Source organism: Rossellomorea orangium, from assembly GCF_019334305.1.
Classification (GTDB): Bacteria; Bacillota; Bacilli; order Bacillales; family Bacillaceae_B; genus Rossellomorea.
This window is the reverse complement of sequence record NZ_JAHWGH010000025.1, coordinates 106,165-121,704: the sequence shown is the minus strand read 5'-3', so window position 1 is coordinate 121,704 and position 15,540 is coordinate 106,165. Positions and strand designations below refer to the sequence as shown.

17 protein-coding genes are annotated in these 15,540 nt (G+C 44.6%); all 17 read right to left on the bottom strand.

The annotated features are described in order from the left end of the window. Positions 1–21 precede the first annotated feature (21 nt). Positions 22–780, bottom strand: a complete 759-nt coding sequence (fabG, locus tag KYJ26_RS21770; RefSeq protein ID WP_219169980.1) for a 3-oxoacyl-ACP reductase FabG — start codon at positions 778–780, stop codon at positions 22–24. 21 nt (positions 781–801) lie between these two features. Continuing rightward, positions 802–1,977, bottom strand: a complete 1,176-nt coding sequence (locus KYJ26_RS21765) for an acyl-CoA dehydrogenase family protein (protein ID WP_219169979.1) — start codon at positions 1,975–1,977, stop codon at positions 802–804. Between the two features lie 25 nt (positions 1,978–2,002). Then, positions 2,003–2,977 carry a quinone oxidoreductase family protein gene (locus KYJ26_RS21760; protein ID WP_219169978.1) on the bottom strand — a complete coding sequence of 325 codons (975 nt, stop codon included), beginning with the start codon at positions 2,975–2,977 and terminating at the stop codon, positions 2,003–2,005. An 11-nt stretch (positions 2,978–2,988) separates the two neighbouring features. After that, a complete protein-coding gene (locus KYJ26_RS21755; RefSeq protein ID WP_219170297.1) occupies positions 2,989–3,762 on the bottom strand; it encodes an enoyl-CoA hydratase/isomerase family protein in 774 nt (257 codons plus the stop codon). Between the two features lie 13 nt (positions 3,763–3,775). Further along, positions 3,776–4,858: a phosphotransferase family protein gene (locus tag KYJ26_RS21750; protein ID WP_219169977.1), complete on the bottom strand. Its 1,083-nt coding sequence runs from the start codon at positions 4,856–4,858 to the stop codon at positions 3,776–3,778. 16 nt (positions 4,859–4,874) lie between these two features. Further along, the gene (locus KYJ26_RS21745) at positions 4,875–5,291 is read right to left on the bottom strand and encodes an acyl-CoA thioesterase (RefSeq protein ID WP_219169975.1); all 417 of its coding nucleotides are present in this window, start codon (positions 5,289–5,291) and stop codon (positions 4,875–4,877) included. Between the two features lie 76 nt (positions 5,292–5,367). Continuing rightward, a complete protein-coding gene (locus tag KYJ26_RS21740; protein ID WP_219169973.1) occupies positions 5,368–5,934 on the bottom strand; it encodes a TetR/AcrR family transcriptional regulator in 567 nt (188 codons plus the stop codon). A gap of 34 nt (positions 5,935–5,968) precedes the next feature. Next, positions 5,969–7,564: a long-chain-fatty-acid--CoA ligase gene (locus tag KYJ26_RS21735; protein ID WP_308807583.1), complete on the bottom strand. Its 1,596-nt coding sequence runs from the start codon at positions 7,562–7,564 to the stop codon at positions 5,969–5,971. A gap of 46 nt (positions 7,565–7,610) precedes the next feature. Then, positions 7,611–8,360: an SDR family NAD(P)-dependent oxidoreductase gene (locus KYJ26_RS21730; RefSeq protein ID WP_219170293.1), complete on the bottom strand. Its 750-nt coding sequence runs from the start codon at positions 8,358–8,360 to the stop codon at positions 7,611–7,613. 19 nt (positions 8,361–8,379) lie between these two features. Continuing rightward, the gene (locus KYJ26_RS21725; RefSeq protein WP_219169971.1) at positions 8,380–9,609 is read right to left on the bottom strand and encodes an acyl-CoA dehydrogenase family protein; all 1,230 of its coding nucleotides are present in this window, start codon (positions 9,607–9,609) and stop codon (positions 8,380–8,382) included. Positions 9,610–9,645: 36 nt separating this feature from the next. Continuing rightward, entirely contained in the window at positions 9,646–10,419 is a 774-nt protein-coding gene (locus KYJ26_RS21720) for an SDR family oxidoreductase (protein WP_219169969.1), read from the bottom strand. 170 nt (positions 10,420–10,589) lie between these two features. After that, a complete protein-coding gene (locus KYJ26_RS21715; protein WP_219169967.1) occupies positions 10,590–11,975 on the bottom strand; it encodes an L-cystine transporter in 1,386 nt (461 codons plus the stop codon). Between the two features lie 108 nt (positions 11,976–12,083). Beyond that, the gene (thiE, locus tag KYJ26_RS21710) at positions 12,084–12,728 is read right to left on the bottom strand and encodes a thiamine phosphate synthase (protein WP_219169965.1); all 645 of its coding nucleotides are present in this window, start codon (positions 12,726–12,728) and stop codon (positions 12,084–12,086) included. Then, positions 12,725–13,534 carry a bifunctional hydroxymethylpyrimidine kinase/phosphomethylpyrimidine kinase gene (gene thiD, locus KYJ26_RS21705; protein ID WP_219169963.1) on the bottom strand — a complete coding sequence of 270 codons (810 nt, stop codon included), beginning with the start codon at positions 13,532–13,534 and terminating at the stop codon, positions 12,725–12,727. The genes thiE and thiD overlap by 4 nt, the downstream gene beginning before the upstream one ends. Before the next feature lie 17 nt (positions 13,535–13,551). Beyond that, positions 13,552–14,574 carry a thiazole biosynthesis adenylyltransferase ThiF gene (locus KYJ26_RS21700; RefSeq protein ID WP_219169960.1) on the bottom strand — a complete coding sequence of 341 codons (1,023 nt, stop codon included), beginning with the start codon at positions 14,572–14,574 and terminating at the stop codon, positions 13,552–13,554. Continuing rightward, the gene (locus KYJ26_RS21695) at positions 14,571–15,335 is read right to left on the bottom strand and encodes a thiazole synthase (RefSeq protein ID WP_219169958.1); all 765 of its coding nucleotides are present in this window, start codon (positions 15,333–15,335) and stop codon (positions 14,571–14,573) included. Before KYJ26_RS21695 ends, KYJ26_RS21700 begins: the two co-directional genes overlap by 4 nt. Position 15,336: 1 nt before the next feature. Further along, on the bottom strand, positions 15,337–15,540 hold the full coding sequence (gene thiS / locus KYJ26_RS21690; RefSeq protein WP_219169956.1) for a sulfur carrier protein ThiS: 204 nt from the start codon (positions 15,538–15,540) through the stop codon (positions 15,337–15,339).

Sequence of the window (15,540 nt, the reverse complement as noted above, 5' to 3'; positions counted from 1 at the left end):
TTTCCACCTCTTTCTCCCTTTTTAATTTTTTGGTCCACCTGCTACATAAAGGATCTGACCATTGACAAAAGATGACTTTTCGTCTGCAAAAAAGGCCACTGCGTTGGCAATATCTTCAGGAATCCCGCTTCTTCCAACGGGGATTCCTTGCAGGCTCGCTTCTACCAATTGCTCAAATGTAATCCCTATTCGTTTCGCCGTCTCTTTCGTCATCTCGGTTTCGATGAAGCCGGGTGCTACCGCATTGGTCGTAATTCCAAACGGTCCGAGCTCAATGGCGAGGGTTTTCGTAAGCCCTTGAAGACCCGCTTTTGCTGTGGCATAGTTTGCCTGTCCCCTGTTCCCGAGAGCAGAGGTCGAAGAGATATTGATGATGCGCCCATACCTTTGCTTCACCATGTATGTCTGCGCTGCCTTCGCTACATTAAATGACCCCTTCAAATGCACATCCATGACGGTTTGCCAATCATTCTCGGTCATTTTAAATAGCAGATTATCCCTGATGACACCTGCATTATTGACAACAATGTCAAGGGAGCCAAAGGATTCATACACTTCCTTCATCGCATTTTCCACTTCCTGTGATTCCACGACATTGGCCATTTTTGTATACAATTCATACTGCTTAAATTCTTCTCCCGCATCATTCAACGCCTCTTCATTCACGTCGATAATGGCCACCTTCGCTCCTTCTTCAGCCAGTAGTCCCGCAATCGATTTACCGATCCCTCTGCTTCCACCCGTCACCAGTGCCACTTTTCCTCTGAATCGTTCGCCCATTCCTTTTGCCTCCTTGTAGAATTATATAAATTGCCCCAGTTTCACATGCCCTTTTAATAAATTTCTTGAGATGATCAGTTTTTGGATTTCATCAGTTCCATCATAAATGCGCCATAACCTTGCCTCACGATACCAGCGCTCGATGGGAAGCTCTCTTGTATAGCCCATCCCCCCGTGAATTTGCAAGACACGGTCGACCACTCGATTTCCCATATTTGATCCATAAAGCTTTGCCATCGATGCCACATGGCGATTGTCCTCACCCTGATCGAGCGTGTAGGCTGCATTTAACACAAGCCAGCGGGCCGCTTCAATTTCTACCGCAGAATCCGCAATCTGCCATTGAATTGCCTGCCGGTCCGCGATAGGTTTACCAAATGTTTCTCTTTCTTTCGAATAGTCGATGGCCATTTGAAGAAGGCGTTCTGCTGCTCCAACCGCCTGGGCACCTACAATCCAGCGGGCAAAGCCGATCCATTCCAAGCCCAGATCATAACCTCTATCGATTTCACCAAGGATGTTCTCCTCAGGAACCCTTACATCTTCAAAAATAAGGCTCGCCGGTCCCCATTCACCCATCGTATGGATATATTCGGACTTCCATCCCATACTTCTATCGGCAATGAAGCAGGTGACCCCGTCTCTCCCCGTAAGCTGGTGTTTTTCTTTATCCGTGACAGCCATGACCATGACAAAATCTGCTTCGTTTCCACCCGTAATGAACGTTTTCTCCCCATTTAATATCCATTCGTTTCCGTCTTTTACTGCTGTGGTACGGATATTACGGGTATCAGATCCCGCTCCGGGTTCCGTCATGGCAAAACACGATTTCTTTTCTCCATTAATGGTTGGGATCAAGTAGTTTTTCTTCTGTTCTTCGTTGGCGTAATAAAGTATGTTATCGGCATAACCGCCGAAGGAGAATGGAACAAAGGTCTTGGAGATTTCCATATAGACGATGGCCATCATCATTTGACCGAGATCCGCCCCTCCGTATTCCTCGGGAGTGTTGATGCCCCAGAAGCCGGCATCTTTAGCCTTCATTTGCAGCTCATACTTTTTTTCCGGCGAGAGGCTGGGCTTTCCTTCCCTTTCATTTCGGAGCACTTCATTTTCTAAAGGAATCAATTCCTTCTCTACAAATCGACGGATGGTCTTCTGGATCATTCTTTGTTCGTCTGATAAGCGTAAGTTCATCATTCTTCCCCCTATTATTTTAAAATCATGGCTGCAGGATCACTTTTCCGACTGTTTGTCTTCCTTGCATGAGGGAATGAACCTTAGCCGCTTCTTCCAATGGAAATACGTGTCCGACTGTGACCTTCAAATCACCGCTTGCCACATAATGAAAGATCTCGTGCAACGTTTTCTGGGTCAATTCGGAATCCCTCATCAAAGGAGGAAGAAAAAATCCGGTCACCGACTGATTCCGGGCCATTAGTGAGGATGGATAAAATCTGCTTTGCTCGCCGCTGGCGACACCGTAAATGATGAGTCTTCCGAAATCGGCAAGACATTTTAATGTTTTGTAGAAGACGTCACCACCTGCCATCTCCAATGCAAGATCCACACCATTTCCACTTGTCGCCTCCAACACATTTTTCTCCCATTCATCTTCTGTGTAGTTGACTAGTACATCTGCACCCATTTCTTCCGCAAGGTGGAGTTTTTCTTCTTTGCTGGCAGTGGCGATTACCTTACCTGCACCGAATCGCTTTGCGAGTTGAACGGCAAGGAGCCCGACACCACCTGCTGCGGCATGTACGAGAACAGTCTCACCCTGCTCGAGTCTACCAAGTGTTTTCAAAATATGGTACGCACTCAATCCCTGTACTGGTATTGCGGCCGCTTCTTTAAAATCCAAGCCATATGGAAGTGGGATAATGGATCGTTCATCTGTCATGGCATATTCAGCATATCCTCCTGATTCCATCATCGCTACGACACGATCTCCTTTTTTTACCCTTGTCACGTCTTCCCCGACTTCGGTTACGATGCCGGATACTTCTGCACCGGGAATGTAAGGAAGGGGGGTCTTTACCACATATTGACCTTCTCTCCGGGCCGTATCTGCATAATTGACAGCAGAGGCATGCACTTTGATCAATACCTTTCTCCCCCCAGGTGAAGGCATGGCAATATCCACATTCTCCAATACATCGGGACCACCGAACTCCTTAAATTGAATCGCTTTCATCTATACTCCTCCTAATTCCCTGAAAAAGATGGGGTCCTTTTTTCTTTAAACGCTGAAACTCCTTCTGCATGATCTTCCGTTGAAATCATCAACGTTTGAGTGATTCTTTCCTGTTCAAGCATTTCATCCAGGGTAGTGGTGAATGAACGATCAATCATTTTTTTCATCATTCCATAGGCTTTGCTTGGACCCATAGCTAATGTAGAAGTCAACTCATCGGTTTTTTCTTCCAGTCTATCAGCCGGTACCATTCTGTTAATCACACCTAATTCATACATCCTCCGGGCAGAAACAGGTTCACCCGTGAAGAAGAACTCCTTTGCAAGATGAGGACCGATCAACCGTGGGAGAAAATAAGAACCCCCTCCATCAGAAATGAGCCCTACTTTAGAAAAACTCAGTGCAAATTGACTACTCTCAGATGCAATGATTAAATCACAGGCCAATGCTAAATTAAATCCGGCTCCTGCGGCAAAACCATGGACAGCTGCAATGACGGGCTTTTCTATTGTTTTGATGGCTTTTATACATGAATTTAGTATTCCGATATGTTCATAGACTTGGGCTGATGTCGTACTTCCCATCGTTTTCACGTCGCCACCGGCAGAGAATGACCTTCCGGCACCGCGGATCACGATCGCCCTGACCTCCTGATTCCGTCCAGCCTCATCTATCGCTTCAATCAATCCAGTAAGCATATTCTCATCAAATGAATTTAAGCTGTCTGGTCGATTTAAGGTTATATTCAACACTCGATCATTCTTTTCGACTAAAAGTGATTGCATCATATTCATCCCCTTATATTTGTTCCCTGAAATTAAATGCTGCCTGATTTCCCAGGGTAATTAAAGACTCGGCAAACCGATCGAACCCGGAAAAGCGGTCATCACTTGTCTGTCCCATCTTAAAACGGTAATAAATTTGCTGCACAATAACCGCGAGCTTAAAGTAGGCAAAAGACAAATAGAAATGAATATGGTTTACGTCCCTGCCGCTTTTTTCAGCATATTTTTCGATAAATTGTCTTCTGCTGTAAAAGCCGTCCATGATTGTCACTGGAGGCTTCCCAAGGCCGTATTTCAACAAGGCGGGATCATCTTGCTGTATCCAATACCCCATGGCGACTCCCAAATCTGCAAGGGGGTCACCGACGGTTGCCATCTCCCAATCAAATAATCCCACCATGGATGTCAGGTCATCAGAGAACATACTATTGTTTAATTTATAGTCATAATGAATGATCGTCGACTCAGCATTTTCTGGAACGTTTTCGATTAACCATTGTGTCAGATGGCCCACTTCACGAATCTCACTAGTCTTTGCACGTTCATAACGATTGATCCATCCGTGAACCTGTCTCTCCATAAAGTGTTCGGGTTTACTGATTTCGTGAAGTGATGTTTTTGTATGATCAATGGAATGAAGCTCGACCAATTTTGTAACCATTTCTTCTGAGATCTTCTTGCATAACTCAGGGGTCACATCAAGATGAGGGGGAAACGACGTATCAAATACTTCCCCTCTTTTTCGTTCCATGATGAAGAATGGGCTTCCGACTATCCCTTCATCTTCAGAGAATACATATGGTTTTGGTGTAACGTCGAATAAAGGGTGTACCTCTGAAAGGATCCTGAACTCCCTTTTCATATCATGTGCCTTCGGTGCGACCGGTCCTAAAGGGGGACGCCTCAAAACCCCTTCCCATTTCCCCATTGTGAGCAGATACGTAAGATTTGAGTGCCCCGCAGAAAACTGTTTAATGTTCAACTCTTCTTTATGCAGATCAGGAAAGTGCTCTTCCAGGAAGTCCTTTAATTTGCTTTCATTAAATTCTTCCCCTTTTCGTACTGAAACCGTTTCATATTCCACCTGTTCCGTCATTTTACCCCTCCTAGATTCAAGAATATTCAGTTTTCTCAGAACGAAAATGAATGTTTAACTGGGTTTTTAACAGTTCAGGGATTGCTTTACTTCGTTGTTCCTGAAAATCAAAGTAGACAATCACCGCGTTTCCTCTCGCAATCAGTTGATGAGTATCCGCACACAGAATATCATGCTCCAATTGAAAGCTTTTTGATCCGATTTTGGAAATATAGGTGGTGATCTCCAGTTCTTGATTGAAGTAGCCTTGTGATACGAAATCACATTTGGTGGAAGCTAAAATAAACCGCCAATCCTTCACGTCCATGTCGAATCCGATTGTTTCAAAGAATTTAATTCGTGCTTCCTCTAAATAGACAAAATAGGTGGTATTGTTAATATGCCCCAGTGCATCTGTTTCGCAGAACCTACTCTTTACGGTGATGGTATTCATTTATCCGCCTTCTTTCATAATAAATACTAACCAGTTGGTATGTTACAGCCAGAGGAAATGGTGAAACTTTCCCTCTCTATTCTGTTTGAATCCCTTTTAAGACCATATCGACAAACGTACCTGCTATTTCTTTATCCGTTTTCTCCCCACCCGGCTTAAACCATTGATAGCTCCAGTTCATCATGCCGAGTATACCAAAAGCGACAACGGAAACGTCAAAGTCGTTTCGGAAATCTCCCGACTTTCTGCCCTCTTTCAAAAGTTTCTCAATATTGTAGCGGTACATATCCCGTTTTGGTTCAATTTGATTCAAGCTTTCATCGCTTAAGTGTCTCATCTCTCTGAAAAACACTTTGGCACTGGCCCCCTGCTCTTTGATGTCCACGATGGATAGATGAATCATGTCAAAAAGCTTCTCACTGAAAGATTTGCTGTCATCTTCCAGTATTCTTTCCTGCTTGGACAATAAGCCATCTATATATTTCATATGAATGTCCTTTAAAAGCTCTTCTTTACTGGAAAAATAATAATAAAATGTTCCTTTTGTCACCCCGATCGATTCAACGATATCTTGAATGGACGTGACGGTAAAGCCTTTTTGATCAAATAATCGTACTGCTTGTTCTGTCATTTTTTCTTTCATTTGAAGTCCCCTCAATCTGCATATATCCTCTGAATTATATCACACTCTCCCGAAGGGCCCTTCTTAAAATCTTCCCTACACTCGTCTTTGGAAGTTCGTCCCGGAATTCGATGATCCTTGGTACTTTAAATGAAGACATATTTTCCTGACAGAACCTGATCAATTCTTGTTCTGACACCTTTTCCCCAGCCTTTAACACCATTACGGCTTTCACGGTTTCTCCCCGATATGAGTCAGGGACTCCGATCACGACTGCTTCCTGAACGCTTGGATGTTCATAAATGACTTCTTCCACTTCCCGGGGATACACGTTGTAACCTGAAGCAATGATCATATCTTTCTTGCGATCCACAATCGATACATATCCTTCATCATCCATCCGGGCAATGTCTCCTGTGTATAGCCATCCATCACGAAGGGCATTGGCGGTTTCTTCAGGTAAATTCCAGTACCCCTTCATAACTTGGGGACCTTTGATAATCAGCTCTCCAATGTCTCCTGGAGGTACTTCCTTCGTACCAGTCGCTAAATCCACTACCTTATAATCTGTAGACGGGAGGCCAATTCCGACGGTTCCAGGCTTCCGTTCTGCAAACGCAGGATTACAATGGGTCGTCGGAGAAGCTTCTGACAAGCCATATCCTTCCAATATCTTTGCCCCTGTTTTCTTCTCGAACTGGTTTAATAGTTCAACCGGCATGGGGGCACTTCCGCTATTGCATAACTTGATCGAATCAATTCCATACTCTTCAGCAGAAGGATGATTCGTAATCGCCACATACATGGTCGGCACACCTGGGAACAATGTGGGTTGCTCCCTCTTAATGGTTGATAATACTTCTGAGAGCTCAAAACGTGGTAGCAGGATCATTTCATTCGCTGAATAGATGGAAAGATTCATGCATGAATTCATTCCAAATACATGAAAGAAGGGAATCACACTCAGACTTCTTTCTTTCCCTGTTTGAATGCTTTCTTTAAAAAAGCGCTGACTTTGCATAACATTTGAAAGGATATTGCTATGTGTGAGCATGACGCCCTTAGATAAGCCTGTCGTTCCGCCTGTGTACTGAAGGACAGCCACATCTTCTGGCTGTATTGAAACGGGAGAAACCTCACCGTCCCCAACCTTCAAAAATCCATCAAACGTGTAATCAGTCTCTTGGTTCTCCCCTTGGAAGCTGACGACAATGATCGATTTCACCTTTGTTTCCTTTTGAATGGATTGAATAAGTGGAAAAAAGCGGTCTAATACAACAATTGTCTTCGCCCCGGAGTCATTTAGTAAATGAATAAGTTCCCTTTCAACTGACATCGGATTCACCTGTGTGACAATCCCGCCTGCGGTAAGAATTCCATAATATGAAATGACATATTGGGGACAGTTTGGGAGCATGATGGCTACCCGATCTTCTTTCTTCGTCCCGATTTGCTGAAGGGAGGAGGCAAACAATGTAACAGCACCTTGGAGTTCACTATACGCCATGCGCTTTTGATAGAAGCTTATACAAGGATGTGCAGGGTACGTAGTCGCGGTTTGTTGAAGCATATCAGGTATTGAGAAATCAATTGCCGGAATATCAGTCTCGAACGATACAGGGTAATGAGCGTGCCATGATTTAGTTGTCACAAGATCATTCCTTTCATTTCAGATATTTCATACGCCTCTGACTTGCCTAATAAATCAATCCACCACCATCTACTGGTAATGTGGCTCCAGTGATAAAGGAGGCTTCATCCGATGCCAGGAACAAGATCGCAGATGCCACTTCATCCGGGTTTCCTATCCTTCTGAGGGCATTTGATTTAGATATCACCGACCATTTCCTTTCATCCTTTTTCCACCCTTCAATGATGTTTGTATCGATGACACCTGGAGCTACAGCATTTACCCGGATACGATCTTTTCCATACTCCAGTGCGGCATTTTGCGTCAACAAAACCACTCCGCCTTTTGCAGCATTATAGGCTGATACGTATTTTCTTCCCTTCAAACCCAGAAGACTCGAAACATTCACGATGACCCCGCCTTTTTTCATCAGTTCCGGTACGCTATATTTCATACTCAGGAAAATGCTCTTTAAGTTGGTATCAAGGACATCATCCCATTCTGTTTCTTCTAAATCGACACTCTTGACTTCTGACTGTCCGATTCCTGCATTATTAACGAGGATATCCAGATTTCCGAAGTGCTCGACCGTTTTATGTACGAGCTCTTGAATACTTTCACTGTTTCTCACATTCGTTCTTACATATAATGCACGCCCTTTTTTTTCCCTGATGAGTCTAACTGTTTCTTCACCGGACGGTTCGTCCATATCTGCCACGACCACGGAAGCCCCTTCTTCAGAAAATTTCAGAGCGGTCGCACGTCCTATTCCACCACCCCCGCCAGTTATAATCGAAACCCTACCCGATAGCTTCATAATCAATCACTCTCTCTTCCTAGCTCTCTACCGGAGAGGCTTTTTGATATTTCTTCAGTTCTAATTTTGCGAGTTGAGCACGATGTACTTCATCTGGCCCGTCGGCAAGACGTAATGTGCGGGCATTCGCCCATTGTGCGGCCATTGAATGATCTCCTGATACCCCGGCAGCCCCAAATGCCTGAATCGCCCTGTCTATAACACGTAATGCCATGGAAGGAGCCACTACCTTTATCATCGCTATTTCCTGTTTGGCCAATTTATTTCCGACGGTATCCATCATATAAGCCGCTTTCATGGTCAGAAGGCGTGCCTGCTCGATTTCAATTCGTGAATCAGCGATCCATTCCATTACGACCCCCTGAGATGAAAGTTTCTTACCGAAAGCTTCCCTGTAATGAACGCGCTTACATAATTCCTCTAGCGCTCTTTCCGCTGCACCGATCAAACGCATGCAATGATGAATTCTGCCTGGACCTAACCGGCCTTGCGCAATGGCAAATCCTTTCCCTTCTGCCCAAATCATATTTTCAAGAGGCACACGTACATCGGTAAAGGTGATTTCACCGTGACCATGAGGGGCATGATCGTATCCAAAAACAGGAAGCATCCGCTCGATTTTAACACCCTCCGCGTCCAATGGTACAATGATCATCGATTGTTGTTCATGGCGACTTGCCCCAGGGTCTGTTTTCCCCATCAATATCGAGAAGTTGCACCTAGGATCACCAGCCCCGGATGACCACCATTTCGTGGCATTGATGACGTATTCATTTCCTTCCCGAACAATACTTGCCTTGATGTTAGTTGCATCGGATGAGGCAACTTCCGGCTCCGTCATCGAGAAACAGGAGCGGATCTCGCCATTGAGGAGGGGAATCAGATATCGCTCCTTTTGGGCAGGTGTTCCATAACGCTCTAATACTTCCATATTACCTGTATCGGGAGCATTGCAATTGAACACTTCCGGACCAATCAGGGACCTTCCCATGATCTCGCACAGCGGTGCGTATTCCGCATTGCTTAACCCTGCACCAAAATCACTATCGGGGAGAAATAAGTTCCACAACCCTTGTTTCCTTGCTTCGGATTTTAATTCTTCCATGATAGGCGGGACGGTGCTCCAGCGAGTTTCTTGCCTATTAAGCTGTTCCTCATATAATGATTCATTCGGATAAACATACTCTTGCATAAAACGGGATAGCTTATTTTGATATTCTTGTACTTTCGGAGAGTGGGAGAACTCCATGACATCCTTCCTTCCTTATTGATTTAATTTCACTTGTTACATGGCTGATGAGCCGCCATCCACCACAAGGACGGATCCCGTTACAAAATCAGATGCACGGGAAGCAAGGTATAGAGCCGCTCCCTTTAGATCATCTTCGTTGCCGAACCGATTTAATGGCGTACCTTCTAAAATGGCTTCCCCTGCATGGGAGAGGATTCCTTTAGACATTTTTGTCGGAAAGAAGCCTGGTGCGATTGCGTTAACATGTATGCCCCGAGAGCCCCATTTCACGGCAAGATCCTTCGTGAAATTGATGACTGCTGCTTTACTTGTACTATAGCCGATGGCATCCATATACCTTGGGTCAGTACCTTGAAGACCAGCTACAGATGCGATATTGATGATTTTCCCTTCCTGCTGTTCTAACATCAGCCTTCCTACGGCCTGTGACATAATGAAGGTCCCATTCACATTTACATTCATGACTTTATGCCATGCTTCAATGGGCATTTCTTCTGCAGGAGCCCCCCATGAAGCTCCGCTGTTATTCACCAGGATGTCTATGCGGCCAAACGCTTTTTTGGTTTCATTCACAACCCTCTCGACTTCTTCAGGGTTCGTGACATCACATTGAAAGGAAAGAGCTTGAACACCGATACCCTCTAAACCCTTTTTGACTTCATCACATGCTTCTACATTTCTTGAACAGACAACAACATTGGCTCCTGCCTCTGCAAAACCCGTTGCGATTTGCTTTCCTAGACCCCTGCCTCCACCAGTCACCAGTGCCACCTTACCAGACAAATCAAATAAGCTCTTTACATGCATATTCCTGCCTCCCTATGTCATTCAGTCATTCACACACCAAAGATACTAACCGGTCGGTATGTTACTTCTATAGTAAATAATATTGTCTGAATTTTCAATTATAAAGACTTAAAAAGATAAAATTACTCATAAAAAAAACTGGCTCATCGGAGTATGAGCCAGCCCGACATTTAAGCGTCCGCTTCCATCATGTCTTTATTATAGGTTTCAGTATCAAGTTCTCCCGTTACCTTACTCGTTATGATACCCGATGTCATCGCTCCACTCACATTAACAGCTGTCCTTCCCATGTCAATCAAAGGTTCTATTGAAATCAATAGACCCGCTAACGCCACGGGAAGATCCATGGCAGACAAGACGAGAATAGCGGCAAATGTGGCACCACCGCCAACTCCTGCAACACCGAAGGAACTGATGGCAACGACAGCAACAAGCGTCAAAATAAACGAAGGGGTTAATGGGTCAATGCCAACCGTCGGCGCAATCATGACGGCAAGCATTGCAGGATATACACCGGCACATCCATTTTGTCCGATGGATAAACCGAAAGATCCCGAGAAGTTGGCAATCCCTTCTGATACACCGAGTTTATTTTTCTGAGTTTGAATGTTAAGGGGTAACGTCCCTGCACTGGACCTGGATGTAAAGGCAAAGGCCAATACGGGGAGTACTTTTTTCACATATGTGACCGGATTCAGTCCCGTAAGCGTCAGTAATATTAAATGAATCAAGAACATGATAATCAATGCAACATAGGAAGCACCTACAAATTCACCAAGCTTCATAATGGCATCGAAATCACTCAGTGCGACCGTTTTAGCCATAATGGCAAGCACTCCGAATGGCGTCAGCCTCAATACAAGGGTTACGATCCTCATTACGACTGCATAGAGGGAATCCACGATTTTCTTGAAGAATTCAGCCGCATCAGGTTCCTTACGCTGAACCCCTAAATAGGCGACACCGATGAAGGCTGCAAATATCACAACAGCTATGGTGGACGTTGCTCTTTCTCCGGTCAAATCAAGGAAAGGATTCTGAGGCAGGAGCTCCAAGATTTTTTGAGGATAGCTTTGACCTTCTAGAGCAGCTGCCCGCTCCTCCAATTGAACACCCCTTGCTGCTTCGGCATTTCCTTGATCAATTTGGATGGCTTCAAGGTCGAATGCTGCGGTTGTCGCAATTCCGACTGCAGCCGCAACAGCAGTAGTTCCCACAAGCAAACCGATGATCAATACAGAAATTTTCCCTAGATTAGAAGATCGTTTCAATTTTGTAAATGCTGAAAGAATCGACACAAACACGAGGGGCATGACAATCATTTGAAGCAGTTTAATATAACCTGTTCCCACAATATTGAACCATTCAATCGACTGGGTGACATTTTCATTCCCCGCATCATACACCCACTGTAAACCGAGACCGAAAACAATACCCAGTCCGAGCGCGCTAAAGACCCGCTTTGAAAACGAAACATTTTTTCTTTGCATATGAAATAAAACACCAATGAGAACAAGAAACACCAAAATGTTCAATAATACAAACCAGACATTCATTCAAAACCCTCCCTCTTATCGTTGTTGATAATACAAGTTAGACCGGGGTCTACTGTATAGTATGATAGAGGAGGTCAAGATATGTTGCTTTGTCCGATAAAAATCCATCTACATTGATTGTAAAAGATTATCCTGGACCGACTGGAATAGGATACGAGCTTGTTCCGGTTGTTTCGAAATCGCTGATATGACCGCTACACCATCTGAACCTGCTTCTAGAACTTCATGGACATTTCCAGTATGGATCCCTCCAATCCCTACCAACGGGAGGTGGATTCCCTCTTCCCTTATTGATTCAATCACCTTAGGTCCTTTAACGATTCTACAATCACTCTTTGTTGTCGTATGAAACATAGGGCCGACTCCAAGATAATCCGCACCTGACTCTAACGCGAGCTTGGCTTCCTTAACATTATGGGCTGAGACGCCAAGAATTTTATTACCGATTTTTTTACGGACTTCCTCGATGGGATCGTCCTCTTGCCCTATATGTACACCATCTGCGTTCAATAACAATGCAAGCTCCACATCGTCATTGATGATAAAGGGGACACTGTACTTTTGACACAACTGCTGCAGTTCAAGAGCCAGTTCCATCATAGGCTTTCCTTTCAAACAACGAATCCCCTTTTCTCGAAATTGAAACATGGTAACCCCGCCTGAAAGTGCATCTTCCAACACACGGGCAGGAGATCTGTCACAATTTTGGCTGCCCATCACAAAATATAGCTTTAAAGAGTCTCTCAGAGTCATATTTTTACCTTTTCAAAATAAGCCCAATGATTCGTTGGCCCGTGTCCACTCCCGATCCCGAGAGAATGTGAGATGGCGGCTGTAATAAATCCCTTGGCAGTATGGACTGAATCATATACGGTGTTCCCTTTCGCCAATTCTGCTGTGATGACCGCTGAAAACGTACAGCCTGTTCCATGCGTGTGGGGCGTAGAGATTCTTGAACTTGTAAACTCATAAAATCCTTTTCCGTCATAGAGAATATCAGTGGCATATAATGATTGAGATTGTGACTGATGACCGCCCTTTATGACTACATGTTTTGCCCCCATCTTGTAAAGGTCCTCCGCAGCTTTCCGGCAATCATCGACGTTCAGTATCTCTCTTCCGGTTAATGTTTCTGCTTCAGGTATATTGGGAGTGATGACGTAAGCAATCGGGATTAATTGATTAATCAATGTTTCAATGGATTTCTCTTCTAATAATGAAGCTCCCCCTTTCGCAATCATCACAGGATCGACTATAAGCTTTTCCCAGACTGAGGAGCTGGCGAATTCACTAACAGAAGCAATGATCTCCTCATTCACTAACATTCCCGTTTTTACAGCTTGGGGAGGTAAATCTTCAGCTACGGATATCAATTGTTCTATTACTTCCGTAGCCGACAATGGAAATACACCCTGCACACCATTTGTATTCTGTGCTGTAACAGCTGTAATGGCAGACATACCATAGACATGGCACTCTTGAAAGGTTTTTAGATCCGCTTGAATGCCGGCACCGCCACTGCTATCCGACCCTGCAATTGTCAACGCTTTATACACCATCTGTATACACTCCTCTTTCAACCAAAATAACGATGATAAATTGATTTTGCTTTCATAATTTCTTTCGTTCCATGAATAAGTGCCCTTCCATCATAGAATAATACGACTTTGAGGGAATCTACCTTGAATCTGATCAAATATGGATTTCTTTCCACGCGCTTGCCTTGGTTCTCAAGTGTTCTAGAAATGGCCAACAGGTTAACAGAGTGCCTTGAAGCTGGCCGGATTTGCACGGAATCCCGTCCACACAGGACGGCCGTTTTGGTTTGATTTTCATATCGAAGACTTGGGTACGTTCGATGTACACCACATGAAGGACATTCTTCTCTTTTCAAATTCCTCACATCCAGTGACACATGCTCATTTTTCCATAAATCGAAAGAGACTACCCTATGGCTGATAGATTCATAGTCTTCCACTAAAATCTTTAATGCCTCCGTCGTTTGATAGGCGACTACATGTGATACGGCAGGACTGATGATTCCTGCTGTGTCACATGTCAGGCCACCTATCGGGACTTCATTGAGTAAACAATGAAGACACGGTGTGACACCGGGAAGAATCGTGAATGAAATGCCATAGCTCCCTACACATGCTCCATAGAGCCAGGGGATGGAAAGTTTTTGGGATACATCATTCAAGATCATCCTCGTTTCAAAGTTGTCTGTAGCGTCGATGATCAGGTCCACACCCATAGCCAAGTTCAATAACTCTTCAGGCATGACATCCAGAATATGTGCTTCAATCTCAACCGAAGAATTGATTTCCTCCAGCCTGTTTTTGGCAGCGATCGCCTTTGGGAGATGATCTTTTGCATCTTGCTCGTTGTAAAGTTGCTGTCGTTGCAGATTGCTCCACTCGACGTAATCACGGTCCACGATCGTCAGCTTTCCAATGCCGGCACGAACGAGGACTTCGGCGTTCCCCGTGCCCAAAGCTCCTGCCCCAATGACCAGCACATGCTTATTCCTTATCCTTTCCTGGCCTTTTCTTCCAATGGGTGAAAATAAGACTTGTCTTGAATATCTCTCCTCATTCAAACACTCATCCCCTCCGTCGGGCTGCTGGCTGAAGCAAAGCGCTTTCGGGGGATTCTTCCAGCTTCATAACCAAAACGGCCACCCTCAATGGCAAGTCTCATGGCATTGGCCATCTTAACGGGATCTTTCGCTTGTGACACCGCCGTGTTCAACAACACAGCATCTGCGCCCAGTTCCATAGCAAAAGCAGCATCTGCAGGTGATCCAATTCCAGCATCAACGATGACAGGTACGTTTGCCTGCTCAATAATGAAGCGAAGATTTACCGGGTTCACAATTCCTTGCCCCGATCCGATCGGTGATGCACCAGGCATAATGGCATGTGCCCCCAACTCTTCCAATTTACTTGCCAGAACCACATCATCAGAAGTATAAGGGAGGACGGTGAATCCTTCTTTAATCAATTCTTCCGTGGCCTTCAGAGTTTCAACAGGATCAGGCAATAGAGTTTTGTCACATCCGATCACTTCCACCTTGATCATGTCACATAGCCCTGATGCCCTGGCTAACTGTGCATGCCGTACCGCTTCGCCCGCTGTTTTTGCACCAGCCGTGTTCGGTAATAATGAGTAGCTATCCAAGTCGAGTTTTTCTAAGAAATTGGGTTGACTGGGCTCGAATATATTCATTCTCCTTACCGTGAACGTAAGAATCTCTGCACCAGAAACCTCGACTGCTTTCTTCTGAATATCAAAATTAGGATATTTCCCTGTTCCTAACAATAATCTGGAATGGAATGTATAGTTTCCGATTTTCAACATGTTAACCGCCTCCTACGAATTGAACCAGTTCAATGGTATCTCCATTTTCAACTGTTGCCTTTTCATGTTCTTCTCTTCTTAAAATGGTGTGATTCTGTTCAACCATAATCGTTCGATTCTTCAATTTGAAATGGTGTATAAGATCTTCTATCGTAAAGATTGTGTCAGGGACTGTCACCAGCTGTCCATTAATCTTTAATTCCAC

Coding starts and splice junctions, on each gene's coding strand:
- fabG (WP_219169980.1), bottom strand. CDS start 780: ATGGGCGAACGATTCAGAGGAAAAGTGGCACTGGTGACGGGTGGAAGC.
- KYJ26_RS21765 (WP_219169979.1), bottom strand. CDS start 1,977: ATGAACTTACGCTTATCAGACGAACAAAGAATGATCCAGAAGACCATC.
- KYJ26_RS21760 (WP_219169978.1), bottom strand. CDS start 2,977: ATGAAAGCGATTCAATTTAAGGAGTTCGGTGGTCCCGATGTATTGGAG.
- KYJ26_RS21755 (WP_219170297.1), bottom strand. CDS start 3,762: ATGCAATCACTTTTAGTCGAAAAGAATGATCGAGTGTTGAATATAACC.
- KYJ26_RS21750 (WP_219169977.1), bottom strand. CDS start 4,858: ATGACGGAACAGGTGGAATATGAAACGGTTTCAGTACGAAAAGGGGAA.
- KYJ26_RS21745 (WP_219169975.1), bottom strand. CDS start 5,291: ATGAATACCATCACCGTAAAGAGTAGGTTCTGCGAAACAGATGCACTG.
- KYJ26_RS21740 (WP_219169973.1), bottom strand. CDS start 5,934: ATGAAAGAAAAAATGACAGAACAAGCAGTACGATTATTTGATCAAAAA.
- KYJ26_RS21730 (WP_219170293.1), bottom strand. CDS start 8,360: ATGAAGCTATCGGGTAGGGTTTCGATTATAACTGGCGGGGGTGGTGGA.
- KYJ26_RS21725 (WP_219169971.1), bottom strand. CDS start 9,609: ATGGAGTTCTCCCACTCTCCGAAAGTACAAGAATATCAAAATAAGCTA.
- KYJ26_RS21720 (WP_219169969.1), bottom strand. CDS start 10,419: ATGCATGTAAAGAGCTTATTTGATTTGTCTGGTAAGGTGGCACTGGTG.
- KYJ26_RS21715 (WP_219169967.1), bottom strand. CDS start 11,975: ATGAATGTCTGGTTTGTATTATTGAACATTTTGGTGTTTCTTGTTCTC.
- thiE (WP_219169965.1), bottom strand. CDS start 12,728: ATGACTCTGAGAGACTCTTTAAAGCTATATTTTGTGATGGGCAGCCAA.
- thiD (WP_219169963.1), bottom strand. CDS start 13,534: ATGGTGTATAAAGCGTTGACAATTGCAGGGTCGGATAGCAGTGGCGGT.
- KYJ26_RS21695 (WP_219169958.1), bottom strand. CDS start 15,335: ATGTTGAAAATCGGAAACTATACATTCCATTCCAGATTATTGTTAGGA.